We start from the raw sequence: 18712 nt of genomic DNA on the forward strand, positions 1-18712 counted from the left end.
CTTGTTTTTATGACAAAGGGGTTTATTTATATATTAGCGGAAGGCATTTATTTTTTAAATGGCTTGTGGGAATTTTCTTAAATATGCTCGCCTCGCTTTTTATAGAAATCCTGCACAAGGACGGAGGAGGACGATATGCAAATTCGCGTCGCAGAAACTAAGACACCGTTATGGGTGCAAGCCACTGAAGTAGTGAAAGAGAAATTTCGCCGTTCTTATTCGGCGTCGGTTGAACCGAATCCACAATACTTTGCGGTCACCCAGGATCCGTCAGACCGTATTCTTGCCTGTGCCGGTATTACATTCGCGGACCACCGCACACTGTTTTCCGAGCAATACCTGGCGCAACCGATAGAAGTGATTTTGTCCCAGCGCCTGGAGAAAACCATCGACCGCTCAAACATTGTCGAGATCGGCAACCTGATCTCCCATCACCTGACGGCCGGCATGATTCTGGTCAACATGATTCCCCTGTTGTCCTGGTGCATGGGTGGGCATTACTTGTTGTGTACGGTGACACCCCGCGTTCGGCAAATGATGGAAAGTTGCCAAATCGATTTCGAGCCGCTGCTGACAGCAGACCCTGCGCGCCTGGGCGAGGAGGGTGGCAAGAACTGGGGGACTTATTACTCCAAATTGCCTGTCACCGGGTTCATCCGGGTAGACCCGCAGCGCTCGCGTTTCGCGGCCATGACGCTCAATACCTCGTTCACCCAACTGCCTGGCGATTCACTGGCGAGGGCGCAGCCATGAGCGGCGGATTTATCCATCACTTGCAAAGCGCGTTGCAAGACAATCGCCAGGCTGTCTGCGCGGTGGATTGGTCGGCGTCGGGCGGCGAGCCGGTGGCATTGACCTATGGCGAGCTGGAACATCGTGCCCTCAATCTGGCCGCCGAACTGCAACGGCGTTTTCCCAGCCCGGCCCATGGCGATCATGTGGTTTTGGGAATTGCCACGCGTAACAGCAGCGACTGGCTGGTGGCCGATCTTGCTTGCCTGTTTGCCGGGATTACCGCGTTACCGTTGCCATTGGCTTTCAGCCAGGCTCAGGCGGAGCATCTGGCCGAGCGTTGCGACGGGTTTGTAGTGGATGCCGCCGGGCAGCGGACACTGGCGCAGCGATGGAAGTTGAATTTCCCTGAAAGCCGTTTGCGCCACATCAGCGAGCCGGTCATCGAACAGCCTTTGTTGCATACGCCCGACGGTGATGAAGACTGGATCTGCAAAATCATTCACACCTCGGGCACGACCAGTCGCCCGAAGGGCGTGCAGTTGAGTACCCAGGCGGTCGGCGCCGTGCTGGCATCGCTGCGTCAACGTATGCCCGCCGATGCTCATCGCCGTTACCTGTCGCTGGTGCCCTTGAGTTTGCTGCTCGAACAGGTGACTGCCGCCTATCTACCGTTGCTGGCGGGCGGAACCGTGCATTTCTTGCCACCGAACGAAGCATTGCTCGGCGAGCCTGGAGCTTCGCCACAGCGTCTGGTCGAGTGGATCCTGCAGGTCCAGCCAACGGCCCTGACAGTGCCGCCGGTGATGGTCAACCGCTTCCTGGAACAAATGGACGAGGGCGGCGAGCAGGGCGAGAGACTGGCGCGCTATCTGCAATCGGGTGCGCATATTACCTGTGGCGGTGCGGCGGTCAGCATCGATGTACTGCGCGGACTGGAAGAACGGGGCATTGCTGTGTACCAAGGCTACGGCCTGTCCGAGAACGCCTCGGTGGTCAGCATGAACACCTTCGAACAGCAGCGCCTGGGCAGCGTGGGCAAACCCTTGCCCCATGTCCAGGTGCGTATCGGCGCCGACCAGACCATTGAGGTCAAGAGCAGCTCACTGTTCAGCGGCTATTCCGGCACTGACCCCAGTGCCTGCTCCATGTCCGCCGATGGCTGGATGGACACTGGAGACCTGGGCATGCTGGACGACGATGGCTACCTCTATGTGCACGGGCGCAAGAAGAACGTGATCTGCCTGCCCAACGGGCGCAACGTCAGCCCCGAACAGGTTGAGCTGGAGTATCGCAAATACCCCGGCGTCAACGATGCAGCAGTGTTTTTCGATGAGCGCCATGGCCTGGTGGCGTTGCTGTGTGTCGAGTCGGCCCCCGCGCGCGATGAGCTGGTGGCCTGGTCCGCCCGGCGTTTTTCCGACATCGAAAGACCCAGCCGACTCTGGTTGTTGACCCAGGACGACCCGTTGATCGAGCAGCTTTACACCGTTACCGGCCGGCCAAAACGCGCCGACATCGCCACTGTTTTTTCCACTCTGCAAGGGATTGCATCCAATGACCACGCCTGCTTTTCACTTTGAAACCGCGGACATCTCCATCGTCGAGTCGCACCACTTCGCCAGCCTGGGCAAGAGCGAGCTGTATGAGCTGCTGGGCCATTACGGGGTCGTGCTGTTTCGTAACTGTATCCACAGCGCCGAAGATTTCAGCGCCTACGTCAAACAAAACAGTTCGCGGCTGAGCCTGGATCCGGCCCGCGTCATGGTGGGCGGCGCGGCACAGTTGGTGGACGCGGGACATCAGGCGGTTGGCCTGCACTGCGAAAACGGTAACTCGCCGTTCTGGCCGGACATGACCTGGTTCTATTGTCAGGAAGCACCACGCAAGGGGTCGCAAACGACGTTGTGTGACGGTGAGAAGGTGTTGGCGAAACTGTCTCCAGCCTGCCGCAGTTTTTTTGAACAAAACCCTATCCGCTACAGCCGTACCGTTGCGGGGGAAAAGTGGCGTCGTTTGGTTTGCCACTATTCGCCAGCGTTGTCGGACCCGGCGGCCGTCGAAATCGAGGACCTGTGGCAAATCATCGGGGAGGACCCGCAGACGGTTATTTCCTTCAACCCGGCCGATGACTCCATTCACTACGCCTTCAGCACCCCGGCGATCCTCACGTCCGCGTTCAGCCAGCGTCCGGCCTTTGCCAACAGCATCCTGGGACCTTCCTTCAACTACGAAGCTCCGGTGATCGACACCGTGGGGGGGCAGCCGATTCCTGCCGGGTTTCTGCGGGAAATTGCCGAAGTGTCCGCCCAGTACACCTACCCGGTTGGCTGGCGCGATCACGACGTGGTGATGATCGACAACCGTCGGGTCATGCACGGTCGTGAAACCATCGTCGACGAACGTCGACGCATCTTCAACGCCTTGAGCTATCGCTGAGACTCATCATGACGAACAACAACAAATACATTGTCAGCGGACAGTACGAGAGTTATCTCGATGGCGATGGCCGGCAGATTATCGACCTGAGCGGCGGGTTCGGTTTCCAGGTGCCGTCGGTGATCGAGGCGGTCAGTCGCCAAGCGGACATCATGGGGTTATCCAACCGGGTGCTGATGTCCCAACCGCTTATTGCCTTGTGCCGACGCCTGGCCGAGCTGCTGCCTGCGCCGCTCGTCAACTCTTATGTGTGCAGCTCCGGGGATGAGGCGTTCGAGGGCGCATTGAAGTTGTGCAAGGGCCTCAAGCCCAAGGGCAACACCATCGTGTTCATCCAGGGGGGGGATTATGGCGCGCTGACCTACGGACGTTGCCTCAGCGCCGCGCAAGATGATCTGGCCGTGCAGAGTTTTCTAGGGTTCAAGCGAGTGGCGATTCGGCATCTGGCTGACCTGGACACGGTGGACTGGAGCGATTGTTTCGCGGTGTGCCACAGCAACACCCGCGTGGATGCCAGCGGCCGATTGCAACTGCTCGATGCTGCACTGCTCGAGCAATTGCATGCCCGCGCAGCACAGGCTGGCGCGCCGGTCATCGCGGTCGACACCCACAGTTGCCTCGGTAGCCTGGGGACGCTGTTCGGTTTCCAGCGTTATCGTCCTGTCCCGGACATTGTCGTGCTTGGGGGCCCCTTGGGGGGCAGCGCGATTCCCATCGGCACCTATACCTGCAGCGAGCGCATGGCCTGGCAGGTCTATGGGCGCAGCAGTCCGGCCAAACACGGCAGCACCACCGCTGGTAATCCGATGGCGTGTGTAGCGGCCCTGGCAGCCCTGGATTATGTGCAGGCCCACGACTCGCCTCTGCATTGTCTGGAGAACGGTCAGCGGCTGGTGCAAACCCTGGCGCCATTCGGAGCGGTGGCCGTGGGTGGCTGGGTCAGCCTGCCGCTGGCCGATGATCTGCAGCCGTCCCTGCTGTGCGAAGCGCTTTACCAGCAAGGCGTTTATATCAGCCCACCCCGGGGCCGCGAATTGATCTTGCGCTGCCCGATCACTGCACGCCCCGAACAGATTCAATGTGCCGCCCACCTCATCAAGGAGACGCTAAGCCATGTCCTTACTCAGGCCGCATGAACAACTGCTGGATGATTGCCAGCGGCACTGGAGCGCCTCGGCGGCCAAGCTGTATCGCCTGGGCAAGACCAGCGTAGAACAGCAGACCGATGGCATCCATGTCACCGATCACACCGGCAAGCGCTTCATTGACTGCGCGTGCAGCTACGGGGTGTTTATCGTCGGGCATCGCAACCCGACGGTGCGTGAGCAGGTGCAGGCGCAATTGAATCAGTTGGCCTGGGTCCCGGAAGGCCGGCGCCATCCGCTTCAAGACAAGCTGTCCGAGCGGCTTTGCCAACTGGTGCCGGGAGAATGGGGCGACGTGCAATTCATGGTCTCGGGTGCCGAGGCCGTCGAGCAGAGTCTGCGTTATGTGCTGCGGATCCAGCCTCAGCGGCGCAGGATCGTCGTGATGAGCGGCTCTTATCATGGCAAGACTTTGGCGGCGATGAGCATTCTGGGCCAGCAACAGCACCACAGCAGTTATGGCATCGCTTGCCCCGAAGTGACCTGTGTCCCCTACGGCGATTTCGCCGCCCTGCAAAAGGCCGTGGGCGAGGGTGTCTGTGCGGTGTACGTCGAGCCGATTCTGGGCGGCGCTCATCTGCAGGTGCCCCCGGTGGGCTACATGGCCAACCTTCGAGCCTTGTGCGACGCCACGGGCACGCTGCTGGTGGCGGATGAAATCCAGACCGGTTTCGGCCGTTGCGGCAAATGGTTCGCCGTGCAATATGACGACGTGGTGCCTGACATCATGATCCTCTCCAAGGGCCTGACCGGCGGCTACACCTCGTTCGCTTGCGCCATGTACAGCCGGCGCCTGGCCACCCAGTATCCACTCAGCGAAATCGAGCCCGACACGCGAACCAATGGCGGGCATCCGCTAGCGTGTGCCTCGGCGCTCGCGGCCATCGACTACATCGAGCAACACAAACTGGTGGAGCTGTCGCGGGTCAACGGTGGGTTGCTGCGCCACGGTCTGCAACGACTGGCCTTGCGTTATCCGCACATCATCGAGGATGTGCCGGGCGTCGGCCTGATGACGGGCCTGCGCCTGCGTGGTTCGGTCTATGAGGCGCTGATGAGCATGGAGCTGGGCAAGCGTGGCGTCCACGCCGGGCATTCCATGAATGAAAAGGCCGAACGCCCGGTGTTGCGTTTCTATCCGCCGCTGAATATCACGCCCGAAGCCTTGCAGCATGTCCTGGCGATGATCGAAGAGTCCCTGCAAGCCATCGATCGGCGCCCGGCGCTGGCGGTGAAAGCGTTTTCCCTGGTGGTGCGCAACATGTATCTGTTGCCCAACAAGTGGCTGCGCAGCAAGGAGGCGTCATGAGCCTGTTCAACCCCGATACGCTGACCCTGCGGGAAATGGCCGGTCTGCTGCGCCGTGGCGTGCTGACCAGTGTCACGTTGCTGGAGTTTTACCTGCAACGCATCGCTGAGCGTAACCGGCACATCAACGCACTGATCCAGCTGGCGCCAGTCGAGGAACTGCGGCGCCAGGCTCGCGAGGCTGACGAGATGGCGCGCGTTGGCCAGATCAGTGGCCCGCTGCATGGCATTCCCATCACCATCAAGGATGTCCTGCATGTGCGTGGTTTCAAGATGTCCCGAGGGCTGGGGGAGCTGTTGGGCGAACCCAGCGAGCAGGACGCAACGGCCGTTGCCCGGCTTCGACAGGCCGGGGCGATCATTCTGGGCATCAGCAATGTGCCTGAGCTGTGCATGGCCTTCGAAACCGAAAACCTGGTCTACGGCCGGACCCTGAACCCCCACGACTTGCAACGCTCCGCCGGCGGCAGCAGCGGCGGTGAGGCAGCGGCGATCGCTGCCGGGTGTTCCCCGGCCGGGCTGGCGTCCGATGCATGTGGCAGTGTGCGGATACCGGCGCACTTCAATGGCATCTGCGGCTTGAAACTGACCCAGGGGCGGGTGCCGCTGACCGGCCAGTTTCCCAATGACCGTTCCGGGCTGTTCCACATGACCTCGGCCTTTGGCGTGATGGGCCGCTATGTCGATGACCTGGCGCTGCTCGGCCAATTGATCAGCGGTGCCGACGGGCAGGATCCGGACACCGTCGATGTACCGTTCACCGCCAGCGAGCCGCTGGCCAACCTGCGGGTGGCGCTGTTCTCGGCGTCGAGCCGCCCGCCGGTCAGCGCGGCGGTGAGCCAGGTATTGCAGCACGTCGAACGATGCCTGGGGCCGGTGGTGGCCGAGGTGAGCACGGTCGCGCCGCCGATGCTCGATGAGGCCTGTGATGTGCTGTGGCGGGTGTTCATCACCGGCGCTGACGCCGGTCGCGGTTGGCGGCAATTGTTCGAGTCCATGAACAAGCGACGTTTTACCCCGGCCATCGCTCAATTGCTGGACATGAGCGAGGCGGTGGAGTTGACCGTGGATGAGGTCAAACGCGACTGGATCATGATCGATACGTTTCGCTATGAGTTGGCGAAATTCTTCAAGCAGCATGACCTGTTCATCTGCCCGGTATTTCCGGACGTGGCGTTCCGTCACGGGGAGTCCCTGGAGGATCGCGACCGGTATGCCTTCGTGTTCCCGTTCAGCCTCAGCGGTTCCCCGGCAGTAGTGATCCGCGCCGGAACGGACCCGGCTACCGGGATGCCCATCGGCATCCAGATTGTCGGGCCTCATTGGCAGGAAGAACGGTTGTTGGCGGTGGCTGCTTTTCTGGAGCGTGAGCTGGAGCGCTGGAGTCCGGTTACGCCCCGTCCGGCATCGACGTACTGACCGCCCTCAAGCCGTGACGGTTCTGGTGTTTCGGCTGCTGAGCACCAGTGCCAGCATGCCGATACCCACCAGGGCAGCACCGAGGATCTCGATCATCAGCGGTTGCTGCCTGAGCCAGAACCAGTGCAGTACGGTCACGAACAGGGTGCTGAGGTAGACATAGGAAACCACCGTGGACGGCGCGATTACCCCAATTGCCCGGTGCAACAGCCAGAAAGTGGCGAGGGTGCCGAACACGGCCAGGTACATCAGCCAGCCGATGTCCAGCGTCGACAACTGCAGAGCGCTGCGCCAGCCGCCGCTGAACAGGCAAAACACCAGCAGAAACAGCGCCCCGAACAGCATGTTCCAGAACGTCATCGTCACCGGGTCGCGGCCTTTCAGCGCGCGGACCTTGAACCGTTGGCTGAGGGGGGAATACAGCGCCATCGCCAGGCAACCGGCGCCGAAAACCAGCACGGGATAGAGCGCCGGCAATTGTCCCGGAGCCGACCCCTTGAGGGTCAGCAACACTGCGCCGATCGCTGCGGTCGACATCGGCAGCAGGCGGGTCTTGAGGCTTGGGTTGGGCAGCAGAAATACCTCGAACAACAAGGTCATCAACGGCACCAGCGTGTACAGCGTCGCGGTATTGACCGCCGAGGTGTAGCGCAACGCTTCGAACAACGAACCGAAGTACGTTGCCAGCAACAGGCCAAGTACGGCATGGGCCAGCAGGCCTTTGCCGGAGACCGGCGAGGTGTTTTTCAGCAGTAACAGCGGCAGGAACATCAGGGCGGAAAACAGCAGTCGCAAGCCGGTGAGCAGGATCGGATCGATTGACTGACTGACCTGCGCCGCGGCAAAGAACGACGCTGCGATCAGGATTGCCCAGATGAGCATGCCCCAGTGAGCGGCTGCGAAACCGACGTTTTTCATCAAGGTTCTATTCCTGCTTTCAAATACCGGAACGTCATGAGGGACAAATCGGCCGGCTGTCATGGTGAGTGTGAAAAACAGGGCCGCAGTCAACTGCAGCCCTTTGACGCCACTAGCTGATGTGTCGCGCGTAGTGTTTGGGATTGAAGCGCAGGACCATCACGATCATCAGCGCCATGACCGCGGTGAGCGACCACCAGGCCCATTCGAAGCTGCCCAACTGATCGCGGATCATCCCGGCAATCAACGGCGAGAGGCCGGCGATCAGGTAGCCGATACCTTGCACGAACGCCGTCAGACCACCGGCCCGACGTGGGTTGTCCAAGTGATCGAGGGACACGATCAGGCTCATTGGGAACAGACCGCCAATGCCCAGCCCCAGCAGGCAAGGCCACAACAGGCTGAAGCGGTCCGGGCTGAGGATCAGGCCGCAGAACCCCGCGATGATCAGGGCCAGCAAAACCGCCAGGACCAGGCGCTTATCCTGGCTGCGGTTGGCAATCGCCGGGGTGACGAGGCCGGACAATACTTCCATCGCGGTGAGGAACCCCAGCAGCAGGCCGGCGTGCTGTTCGCTCCAGCCTTTCTCCACGTAATACGGCGCCAGCCACGCCAGCACGCAGGTGTAGGAGGCGGTGCCGAGGCCGAAGAAGATCGCCAGCAGCCAGGCCCGCGAATTGCTGAAAAACGATTCCTGGCGCTGCGCCGGGGCTGCGGGCAAAGGCGTGACGGCCGCGCGCTGGGCGTACCAGCAGCCCAGGGCGATCAGCGCCAGCAGTGCCCAGATCGCCAGGCCGATACGCCAGCTGCCGGTCTGCGCCAGGACGAACGGTGAAAACGACGCCGCAAGCGCCGCGCCGCCCATGATGGACGTGACGTACAGGCCCATGAACAACGAGACATTGTCGGCGAAGCGCGATTTGATCAGCGCCGGCATCACGGCCTGGATCAGGGCGATACCGATCCCCGCCAGCACCGCGCTGATAATCAGCTCGACGGCGCTGTCCAGGTACAGGCGCGATGCCGTGGCGATGCCGATGATCAGCAGCGACAGCACGATGGTGCGGTGCTCACCGATGCGCAGGGCAATGCGCATGCCCAAGAACATCGCCAGACCCATGGCCATGACCGGCAACATGGTCAGTAACGAAGCGGTGCTGAAACTCAGCGGCACCTCGCCGCGAATGGCTGATAACAATGGCCCGACAGCCGCCATAGAGGGGCGCAGGTTCAGTGCCACCAACACCACGCTGACCATCAGCCAGACGGCGTGGGTGCTTGAAGTTCGAACGTTTTCCATAACAGAGCCTTGCTGGATAAAGCTCCATTTAGGCTGGGATGTGAGGGGTGGGGCAAACTGAAATCTGGTGGGGGGTATTTAAAAATCAGGTGCACTCCAAACCCCTGTTCAGTGGAGTCAGTCGTGCTATTCCATCGCCGGACTCAACGTCCCGAGCCATGCCACCAACGCCAGTATTACCACCGCCACGGACAACTCCAGAGCCATGCTGCGCCGCAGGGCATTGACCGCCACGCTGTGCTCCCCGGTCTGCCGAGCCTGTTCCAGCAACGGGCTCAGATGAAAACGATTCAGCGCGGCAAACACCAGCATCGCCGCGAACAACACGACTTTAAGCGCCAGCAATTGACCATAGGTGCTATCCAGCAGCCCGTCGACGCGAGGACCGACGATGAACAGATAGTTCACCACCCCTGTCACACTGATCACCACCACAATCACCGCCCCGGCTGTTTCAAACCCGGTCAGGGTTCGCGCCAGGATCGGCAGCCGGTGTTCAGCACGGCGAAGTAGCAGGGCAAACGCAGTCAGGGCGCCCACCCAGCCGCCCGCCGCCCACAGGTGCAGAAAATCGGTGATGAAGTGCCAGTTACGGCGCAGGCCTTCGTCCATGGCGCCATGCCCGGCCCAGGCCAGTGTCGCCAGGGCCACGGCACCGCTGAGGGTGACCAGCCACAAGCTGACGGTCGGAGCCGTGTGGTTCAGGGCCACCGCTATTGCCGCCAGCAACAGCGCCGCGATCCGAACACTCCAGCTCACACCCACGTCGGTCTCGAACACCATCATTTCAATGTGCGGCAACAGCTCGTTCCAGTCGGTGACGCCGCTCATGGCCCAGGCCATGCACAGCATGGCGGCCACCGACAACAGCACGCCAAACAGCGCTGTGGTCAGCACAAGTGCTTTGAAATGCACCACCACGCCCGAGATCCGCTCTGGGCCGCGCAAGCTATACAGACCGAACGCGGCCAGGCCGAACAACACCATCAGATCCAGGTACAGGGCCAAGCGCAGAACAATGTTGAGCAGGTCAATGTTGATCGAGGCGCTCAAGTCACTTCACCTTGAACGTGACATTGCCGGTGATCGGGTGAGTATCGGACGACACCGCGCGCCACTGGACCTGGTAGGTGCCGGTGGTGAGCGGAGCGTTCGGGGTAATGACCATGGTTTTGGGGTCATCGCTGCCGGAGACCTTGGCCTTCATGGGCATGGGCGAGTGCGCCGACATGCCGGGCATCCCGGTCATGACCAGCTTGGCGCCGGAGAACTTGGTCATCAGGTTCTCGGAAAAATGCAGTTCGATCTTTGCCGGCGCCGCACCTTCAGCACCTTCGGCGGGCGTGGAGGAAAGCAGCTTTGGGTGCGCTTGGGCCAGGCCACTGATTAACAGGCCTGTGGACAGCGCGACGGTGACTACAGCGGTTCTGATAAATGACATGCAAGGACTCCTACAGCTCAGGTTTCTAGTTTTTTAGTTGACTGCGATTACAAACACCCTCAGAACCACATGCGCACGCCCAGCACCAGGCGTGCCTCGCTGCGGTCTTCGTTCTCTTCCCGGGCGTAGTCGGCAGTGTTGCCGTAGACGCGGTTCCAGGTGACGCCGATATAAGGGGCGAACTCACGGCGGATTTCGTAGCGCAGCCGCACACCCACTTCAGTGTCCGACAGCCCGGAGCCGACACCGCGATCGGGATCGTTCTTGCCGTAAAAGTTGGCTTCGGCGGTGGGTTGCAAGATCAGACGATTGGTCAGCAGGATGTCGTAGTCGCCTTCCAGGCGCACCGCACTCTGACCGCCTTCGCCGATGAACGCGGTGGCCTCGGCTTCAAAGTTATACAGCGCCATGCCCTGTACACCGAAGGCGGCCCAGGTTTGCGGGTCGCCCGGCTTGAAATCCTGGCGCACGCCGGCGACCACGTCCCACCAGGGGCTGACGGCATGCCCCCACAGGGCCTGGAGTTCGGCTTCCTCGGTCTTGCCGTTGGTGCGTTCGCCTTCGGAGCGCAGCCACAAGCGATCGATGTCGCCGCCGATCCAGCCCGAGGCGTCCCAGCTCAGGGCACTGCCCTCATCGGCGTCTTGCCATTCCAATTGGTCGATGAGCAAGAATGAATGGATGGCGCTGTCATGCACGGCATGGCCGCCATGGTCTTCGTAGACGGCGGCGCGGTCGGCGTCGGTCAGCTCGGGAATCGGCGTGCGGCTGCTGGTGGGGGCCGATTGCATCGGTTCCATACCCTGCATCGAGTCCATGCCTTGCATCTGGCTATGGTCCATCCCCTGCATCTGACTGTGATCCATGCCTTGCATGGCATCGCTCGCGGCCCAGGCCGAGCCAGTGGCGCCCAGGGTGAGGCTCGCAAAAAGTGCCAGGGGGTAGTGAAAAATAGTGGTCATGGTCGGCTCCTCATTCCTGCACCCGAACTTCACGGAACATCCCCATCTCCATGTGGAACAGCAAGTGGCAGTGATATGCCCAGCGTCCGAGGGCGTCGGCGGTGACCCGGTAACTGCGTTTGGAGCCCGGCGGCACATCAATGGTGTGTTTACGCACCATGAACTGGCCATTCTCGTCCTCCAGATCGCTCCACATACCGTGCAGGTGGATGGGGTGAGTCATCATGGTGTCGTTGATCAGCACGATGCGCAGGCGCTCGCCGTACTTGAGCAGCAGCGGTGCGGCATCGGAGAACTTCACGCCGTTGAACGACCAGCTGAATTTCTCCATTTGGCCGGTCAGGTGCAGTTCGAGGGTGCGGCCCGGTTCACGCCCGTCGGGGTCGGGGAACGTGCTGCGCAGGTCCGAGTAGGTGAGGACCTTGCGACCGTTGTTGCGCAGGCCCATGCCCGGGTCGTCGAGCTTGGGGCTGACGCTCATGGCCTGCATGTCCACCAGCGGATTGTCTTTTTCGGAGTCTGGATGGGACAGCCCGGCGTCCATGCCTTGCATGGAACCGTGGTCCATCCCCGCCATCTGGCTGTGATCCATGCCCGCCATGCCTTGCATCGATCCGTGATCCATACCACCCATGCCCATGTCGTCCATGGTGACCAGTGGCCGTGGATCCAGCGGCGGCACCGTTGCCGAAAGACCGGAACGGGTCGCCAGGGTGCCGCAGGCGTAGCCGGTACGATCCATCGATTGGGCAAACAGCGTATAGGCTTCTTCGCTTGGCTCGACGATAACGTCATAGGTTTCGGCCACGGCGATGCGCAGCTCATCAACGCTCACCGGTTTGACGTACTGTCCGTCGGACGCCACCACGGTCATTTTCAGGCCGGGGATGCGCACGTCGAAATAGGTCATGGAGGAGCCATTGATCAAGCGCAGGCGAAGGCGTTCGCCGGGTTTGAACAGACCGGTCCAGTTCATGTCCGGCGTCTGGCCGTTCATGAGGTAGGTGTAGGTGGCGCCACTGACGTCGGCCAGGTCGGTGGGGTTCATCTTCATTTCGGCCCACATCTTGCGATCGGCCACGGTGGCGGCCCAGCCGTTCTTGCCCACATCGTCAATGAAATCACCGACGGTGCGTTTGTTGTAGTTGTAGTAGTCCGATTGCTTCTTGAGCTTGCGGATGACATCGGCGGGGTCTTCGTCGGTCCAGTCGGTGAGCATCACCACGTAGTCGCGCTCGTACTGGAAGGGCTCGGGCTCCTTGGCGTCGATCACCAGTGGGCCGTAGACCCCGGACTGTTCCTGGAAGCCGGAATGACTGTGGTACCAGTAAGTACCGTTTTGCCGGACCTTGAATTGATAGACGTACATGCCATCGGGCTCGATGCCCTTGAAGCTCAACCCCGGCACGCCGTCCATGTTGGCCGGCAGCAGAATGCCGTGCCAGTGGATGGAGGTTGGATCTTTCAAACGGTTGCGCACCCGCAGAGTCACGATGTCACCCTCACGCCAGCGCAGCAGCGGGCCGGGGATGCCGCCGTTGATGGTCTGGGCGGTGCGCGGATTGCCGGTGAAGTTGACCGGGCTTTCGCCGATGAACAGGTCGAACTCGGTGCCCGTCAGTACATTGGGTTGGCCGGGGCTGGTGACCGCCCAGACGGGCGCGCGCCACAAGCCCAGGCCAGCCAGGATGCCGCCGGCAGTCAGGCCTTTTACGAAGGTTCGCCGGGAAGTATTTGATTGCATGCCGTTTGAAGTCCGTCAGTCGATTTGCAGCGAGCACAGGGGCGTCCGTGTGCAGGGTTGAAAGAAAGATGACACAGGCGGGAACGCGAAGTGATTACATTTCAGTCAGGTTGACGCGGCTGTGAGAGCAAGGCTTGCTCGCGATGAAGGCCATGCGGTTTTTCAGAAATCGAGGCGCCAGCTTCGCGGGCAAGCCTTGCTCCCACAGATAGAGCGCTGGCCACAGGGCACAGGTCAGAATGATCTTTTGCAACGGCGGGTTATTCTGTAGCCTTGCCGGCTTCACGCTATACCGTGCCTGATTGATACCCACTTTCCCGGCGGTACCCGAGTGGTCCGGAGCCGGGTGTATACTCGACTTTCGCGCAAAACGCGCCTGCAGGTCTTGCGAACATGACGCAAATTTCCGAACGCCTTCTGGTTCAAGCCCATCTCGACGCCAAACAGCCCAAGCCGCTGACCGCCGAGCAAGAGGCCTGGTACCGCGCCGCCATCGCCGCCGAGCTCAAGGCTCAGGATGCGGTGCTGGTCGCGCACTTCTACTGTGACCCGATCATCCAGGCCCTGGCCGAAGAGACCGGGGGCTGTGTGTCCGACTCCCTGGAAATGGCCCGCTTCGGTAACGCCCATCCGGCCAAGACCGTGGTGGTGGCCGGGGTCAAGTTCATGGGCGAGACCGCCAAGATCCTCAACCCCGAAAAACGCGTATTGATGCCGACCCTGGAAGCCACGTGCTCCCTGGACCTGGGTTGCCCGGTGGAGGAGTTCTCGGCGTTCTGCGACCAGCATCCGGAACGCACCGTGGTGGTGTACGCCAACACGTCGGCAGCGGTCAAAGCCCGGGCCGACTGGGTGGTGACGTCCAGTTGCGCACTGGAAATCGTCGAGAGCCTGATGGACAACGGCGAGACGATCATCTGGGGCCCCGACAAGCACCTGGGCACTTATATCCAGCGCAAGACCGGCGCCGACATGCTGCTCTGGGACGGCGCCTGCATCGTTCACGAAGAGTTCAAGTCCAAGCAGTTGGAGGACATGAAGGCGCTGTACCCGGACGCCGCAATCCTCGTGCACCCCGAGTCGCCAACTTCGGTGATTGAACTGGCCGATGCGGTGGGCTCCACCAGCCAGTTGATCGCCGCGGCCCAAAGCCTGCCGAACAAAACGCTGATTGTCGCCACTGACCGTGGCATCTTCTACAAGATGCAGCAGTTGTGCCCCGACAAGGTCTTCATCGAAGCCCCCACCGCCGGCAACGGCGCGGCATGCCGCAGTTGCGCGCACTGCCCGTGGATGGCGATGAACACCCTGGAGCGCACGCTCAAGAGCCTGCAGGAAGGCACCAACGAGATATTCGTCGACCCGGCGCTGATCCCCCAGGCCATTCGCCCGCTCAAGCGCATGCTGGACTTCACTCAGGCGGCGCGGATGAAGCTGGCGGGCAATGCCTGAAGGTAGCTTCAAGTTGCAAGCTGCAAGTCCAAAGCTTGCAGCTTGCGACCTATTTCTTTTTCTTGGGAATTCGCACCAGTTGCGTATCCGAGTAGATGTCATGCCAGGTGCGCTTGCGCTTGTCGAACAGCGACCAGATGAAGCCCAGTCCCACCAGCAGCAATGAGGCGATCGACACGACAAATCGCAACAGGGCCTGCCACAGGCTGATCGCCGTGCCATCGGCGTTCTGCACGCGAATGCACCACACCTGCATGCCCAGGGTCTGGCCGTTATGGGTCCAGAACTTGGCGAAGAAGCCGAACAGCACGAAAAGCAGCACGGTGGACAGTAGCGGGTCGCCGTCCAGTGCGCCGGCGTCGGTGAGGGCGCGCATTTTTTCTTCGCCGATGATCGCCATCTGAATCATCTTGTAGACGCCGCCAGTGACGATCAGTAGGGCCGTGCACAGTAAAAAGTCATAGAACATCGCGGCCAGGCGACGGCCCAGGGTGGCGGGAGGGAACTCGCCTTGAGGGATGAGCAGGTGTTTGGGCATGACGGCCTCGGACGAAAAAGAGGCCATTTTACGGATTTACGCCCATAAAAAAGCCCCTGATATCAATCAGGGGCTTTTTTGTTTCTCGAAAGCTTAGCCTTCGGCTTGAACCTCGTCAGCCTGCATGCCTTTCTGGCCTTGCACAGCAACGAAAGTGACTTTCTGGCCTTCTTTCAGGCTCTTGAAGCCGCTGCCCTGAATGGCGCGGAAATGCACGAACAGATCCGGACCGCTGTCAGGAGTGATAAAACCAAAACCTTTCTCGTCGTTGAACCACTTGACGATACCGTTCTGACGCTCAGCCATTTTCTTATTTCCTTTGATGCTAAATTAATGACAGCCTCTTCCACATGAAAGAGTACTGGGGCTGGGTTGCAGGAAAGTAAGAGACGTCGAGCGGGATGTAGCGAACTTCATAAGCTACTGCCCAGGTCACGGTTCCAAGCGACCCATGCAAACACAGTGATCAAACTCTACGCCAACTATGAACAAAAAAACAACCCCCTCTGAAGGCCCCGTATTTACTCAGCATTCTCGCATTTACAGGGGCTGCGGGCTGGGGCTTATTCGATAGGCTAGTTCAATTGTTTTCAACGTTATAGGTGCAATTTCAATATCGAGTAGATGCACCTTTTTATGGCGGTTGCGTTACACATTAGTGCACGTATAACGCAACCGCGTTACGTATAGAAACAGTCAATCAACCGCGGTAGTAGCGTTGTGGAACAAATGGCATTTTGCTTACAAGCAAAGGCACTTTTTTCCCACGCACGATGGCCCAGACTGGCGTATCCAGTGCGACATAGGTGCTGTCCAGGTAACCCATCGCCAACGGAGCGCCCAGGGTCGGGCCGAAACCGCCGCTGCACACCGTACCGATAATCTCGCCCGCTTCGTCGACGATCTCTGCACCTTCGCGCACGGGTGTGCGTTCCTGGGGCAGCAGGCCGACGCGTTTGCGCTTCACGCCGCCCTGTTGCTGGGCGAACACGGTTTCAGCGCCCGGGAAACCACCGGCCCTGACGCCATCGGCGCGGCGGGCTTTAGAGATCGCCCACAGCAGGCTGGCTTCGATCGGGGTCGTTTCGGTGTTCATGTCGTGGCCATAAAGGCACAGGCCGGCTTCCAGGCGCAGGGAGTCGCGAGCGCCCAGACCGATGGCGGCCACTTCCGGCTCTGCCAGTAGGGCGCGGGCCAGCTTTTCGGCCTCGGCGGCGGGCACCGAGATCTCGAAACCGTCTTCACCGGTGTAGCCCGAACGGCTGACAAAGCAGTCCATGCCCAGCAGCGTGACGCGCTGGAACTGCATGAAGGTCATCTTTGCCACGTCTGGCGCCAGTCGTGCAAGCACGGTGACGGCGGCCGGGCCTTGCAGGGCGAGCAGGGCGCGGGCTTCGAACAGTGGCTCGATGCTGCACTGGTCGCCGATATGGGCGCGCAGGTGGGCCAGGTCCTGCTCCTTGCAGGCCGCGTTGACCACCAGGAACAGCTCGTCGTTGCCCAGGTTGGCGACCATCAGATCGTCGAGGATGCCGCCGTTTTCGTTGGTGAACATGGCATAGCGCTGCATGCCCACCGGCAGGTCGATGATGTCCACCGGCACCAGGGTTTCCAAGGCTTTGGCGGCGTTTGCGCCGCTCAGGCGGATCTGGCCCATGTGGGACACGTCGAACAGCCCGGCCTGATCGCGGGTGTGCTGATGTTCTTTCATCACGCCCAATGGGTATTGCACCGGCATGTCATAGCCGGCGAACGGCACCATGCGGGCGCCGAGTTCGAGGTGCAGGGCGTGCAACGGGGTCTTCAGCAATGGTTCGGTGGACATATCAGCTCCTGGGAAAAATGTAGAAGTGAGGCAAGCGCATCAGCATTCGATGATGTTGACCGCCAGACCGCCGCGGGCGGTCTCCTTGTATTTGCTTTTCATGTCGGCGCCGGTCTGGCGCATGGTGCGGATGACTTTGTCGAGGGAAACGAAGTGATGCCCGTCGCCGCGCATGGCCATGCGCACCGCATTGATGGCTTTCACGGAGCCCATGGCGTTGCGCTCGATGCACGGCACTTGCACCAGGCCGCCGATGGGGTCGCAGGTCAGGCCGAGGTTGTGTTCCATGCCGATCTCGGCGGCGTTTTCCACTTGCTGCACGGTGCCGCCGAGCACTTCGCACAGGGCGCCGGCGGCCATGGAACAGGCCACGCCGACTTCACCCTGGCAACCGACTTCGGCGCCGGAGATGGAGGCGTTTTCCTTGTACAGGATGCCGATGGCGGCGGCGGTCAGCAGGAACCGCACGACGCCGTCTTCATTGGCCCCAGGGATGAAGCGCATGTAGTAATGCAGCACGGCCGGGATGATTCCCGCCGCACCGTTGGTCGGCGCGGTGACGACGCGGCCACCGTAGGCGTTTTCTTCGTTGACGGCCAGGGCATACAGGTTGACCCAGTCCAGCACCGACAGCGGGTCGCGCAGGGCAGCCTCCGGGTTCTTGCACAACTGACGGTGCAGCGCCGCCGCCCGGCGCTTGACCTTCAGCCCGCCCGGCAGGATGCCTTCGTTGCGGCAGCCGGCCGCCACGCAATCCTGCATCACCTGCCAGATCTTCAGCAGGCCGGCGCGGGTTTCGGCTTCGGGGCGCCAGGCACTTTCGTTGGTCAGCATCACCTGGCTGATGGACAAGCCATAGGTGGTGCAGTGGCTCAACAAGTCCTTGGCGCTTTTGAACGGGAAGGTCAGGGGGGTGGCATCTTCGACGATACGGTCGGCGCCGGCAGCGCTTTCGTCGACGACAAAACCACCGCCTACCGAGTAATACTCGCGGCTGCGCACCTGCAGGCCCGCCGCATCAAAAGCGCGGAAGATCATGCCGTTGGGATGAAAAGGCAGCGGCTTGCGAATCATCGCCAGGTGCAGTTTTTCGTTGAATTCAATGCAGTGTTCACCCAGCAGGTTCAGGCGCCCGTTGCTGCGAATCTCTCGCAAGCGGGCGTCGACCGTTTCAGTGTCCACGGTATCCGGGTGTTCGCCTTCCAGACCCAGCAGCACGGCCTTGTCACTGCCGTGGCCTTTGCCGGTGGCGCCGAGTGAGCCGTAGAGCTCGACCTTGACGCTGGCGGTGGTGTTGAGCAGGTCATCACGACGCAGCCCTTCGACGAAACGGGCAGCGGCACGCATCGGGCCGACCGTGTGGGAACTGGAGGGGCCGATGCCGATTTTGAACAGGTCGAACACGCTTAACGACATGGTGTTTCTCCGGTTTCTTTTTATGAGGATCGACGGTTTAAGGTCTGGCATAGATCCTTGTGGGAGCGAGCCT

General features: G+C 61.0%; 17 protein-coding genes. 7 read left to right on the forward strand and 10 right to left on the reverse strand.

All coding sequences use genetic code 11. The annotated features are described in order from the left end of the window. The first annotated feature begins 135 nt into the window (after nt 1–135). From HQ912_RS07165 to HQ912_RS07190, 6 genes are read left to right on the forward strand one after another with little or no spacing between them, the layout of a single operon-like run. Nucleotides 136–753, forward strand: coding sequence for a thermostable hemolysin (locus HQ912_RS07165; RefSeq protein WP_047227059.1), 618 nt, complete (start codon nt 136–138; stop codon nt 751–753). Further along, the gene (locus HQ912_RS07170; RefSeq protein ID WP_173406622.1) at nt 750–2315 is read left to right on the forward strand and encodes an AMP-binding protein; all 1566 of its coding nucleotides are present in this window, start codon (nt 750–752) and stop codon (nt 2313–2315) included. The genes HQ912_RS07165 and HQ912_RS07170 overlap by 4 nt, the downstream gene beginning before the upstream one ends. Then, nucleotides 2290–3171 carry a TauD/TfdA family dioxygenase gene (locus tag HQ912_RS07175; RefSeq protein ID WP_173406623.1) on the forward strand — a complete coding sequence of 294 codons (882 nt, stop codon included), beginning with the start codon at nt 2290–2292 and terminating at the stop codon, nt 3169–3171. The genes HQ912_RS07170 and HQ912_RS07175 overlap by 26 nt, the downstream gene beginning before the upstream one ends. Before the next feature lie 8 nt (nt 3172–3179). Continuing rightward, on the forward strand, nt 3180–4307 hold the full coding sequence (locus tag HQ912_RS07180) for an aminotransferase class III-fold pyridoxal phosphate-dependent enzyme (RefSeq protein ID WP_173406624.1): 1128 nt from the start codon (nt 3180–3182) through the stop codon (nt 4305–4307). Next, nucleotides 4285–5625 (forward strand): aspartate aminotransferase family protein, encoded by a 1341-nt coding sequence (locus tag HQ912_RS07185; RefSeq protein ID WP_173406625.1) that lies wholly within the window; start codon nt 4285–4287, stop codon nt 5623–5625. Before HQ912_RS07180 ends, HQ912_RS07185 begins: the two co-directional genes overlap by 23 nt. Continuing rightward, complete coding sequence (locus HQ912_RS07190) at nt 5622–7043, forward strand: amidase (protein WP_173406626.1); 1422 nt, start codon at nt 5622–5624, stop codon at nt 7041–7043. The genes HQ912_RS07185 and HQ912_RS07190 overlap by 4 nt, the downstream gene beginning before the upstream one ends. A gap of 6 nt (nt 7044–7049) precedes the next feature. On the opposite strand, the gene HQ912_RS07195 is transcribed toward HQ912_RS07190, so the two are convergent. The 6 genes from HQ912_RS07195 to HQ912_RS07220 form a co-directional block, all read right to left on the reverse strand. Next, complete coding sequence (locus tag HQ912_RS07195; protein WP_047227054.1) at nt 7050–7961, reverse strand: DMT family transporter; 912 nt, start codon at nt 7959–7961, stop codon at nt 7050–7052. Nucleotides 7962–8073: 112 nt separating this feature from the next. Then, nucleotides 8074–9261, reverse strand: a complete 1188-nt coding sequence (locus tag HQ912_RS07200; RefSeq protein WP_160893244.1) for a cyanate transporter — start codon at nt 9259–9261, stop codon at nt 8074–8076. A 126-nt stretch (nt 9262–9387) separates the two neighbouring features. Next, nucleotides 9388–10314: a copper homeostasis membrane protein CopD gene (gene copD, locus HQ912_RS07205; protein ID WP_260990070.1), complete on the reverse strand. Its 927-nt coding sequence runs from the start codon at nt 10312–10314 to the stop codon at nt 9388–9390. Between the two features lies 1 nt (nt 10315). Further along, entirely contained in the window at nt 10316–10702 is a 387-nt protein-coding gene (copC, locus tag HQ912_RS07210; protein ID WP_047227052.1) for a copper homeostasis periplasmic binding protein CopC, read from the reverse strand. Nucleotides 10703–10761: 59 nt separating this feature from the next. Next, on the reverse strand, nt 10762–11664 hold the full coding sequence (locus HQ912_RS07215; protein ID WP_173406627.1) for a copper resistance protein B: 903 nt from the start codon (nt 11662–11664) through the stop codon (nt 10762–10764). 10 nt (nt 11665–11674) lie between these two features. After that, entirely contained in the window at nt 11675–13408 is a 1734-nt protein-coding gene (locus HQ912_RS07220; RefSeq protein WP_173406628.1) for a copper resistance system multicopper oxidase, read from the reverse strand. Nucleotides 13409–13801: 393 nt separating this feature from the next. On the opposite strand from HQ912_RS07220, the gene nadA reads away from it, so the two are divergent. Then, nucleotides 13802–14860 carry a quinolinate synthase NadA gene (gene nadA, locus HQ912_RS07225; RefSeq protein ID WP_047227049.1) on the forward strand — a complete coding sequence of 353 codons (1059 nt, stop codon included), beginning with the start codon at nt 13802–13804 and terminating at the stop codon, nt 14858–14860. A gap of 49 nt (nt 14861–14909) precedes the next feature. Here nadA and HQ912_RS07230 read toward each other — a convergent pair whose 3' ends face one another. From HQ912_RS07230 to HQ912_RS07245, 4 genes are all read right to left on the reverse strand, one after another. Further along, entirely contained in the window at nt 14910–15398 is a 489-nt protein-coding gene (locus HQ912_RS07230) for an RDD family protein (protein ID WP_047227123.1), read from the reverse strand. 93 nt (nt 15399–15491) lie between these two features. Next, nucleotides 15492–15704, reverse strand: a complete 213-nt coding sequence (locus HQ912_RS07235; RefSeq protein ID WP_047227048.1) for a cold-shock protein — start codon at nt 15702–15704, stop codon at nt 15492–15494. A gap of 394 nt (nt 15705–16098) precedes the next feature. After that, nucleotides 16099–17223: a glycine cleavage system aminomethyltransferase GcvT gene (gcvT, locus tag HQ912_RS07240; RefSeq protein WP_173406629.1), complete on the reverse strand. Its 1125-nt coding sequence runs from the start codon at nt 17221–17223 to the stop codon at nt 16099–16101. A gap of 39 nt (nt 17224–17262) precedes the next feature. Next, nucleotides 17263–18639 carry an L-serine ammonia-lyase gene (locus HQ912_RS07245; RefSeq protein ID WP_107321979.1) on the reverse strand — a complete coding sequence of 459 codons (1377 nt, stop codon included), beginning with the start codon at nt 18637–18639 and terminating at the stop codon, nt 17263–17265. Nucleotides 18640–18712: the final 73 nt, after the last annotated feature.

Source organism: Pseudomonas sp. MPDS (assembly GCF_013283895.1).
In the GTDB taxonomy this organism is placed as follows: Bacteria; Pseudomonadota; Gammaproteobacteria; order Pseudomonadales; family Pseudomonadaceae; genus Aquipseudomonas; species Aquipseudomonas rhizophila.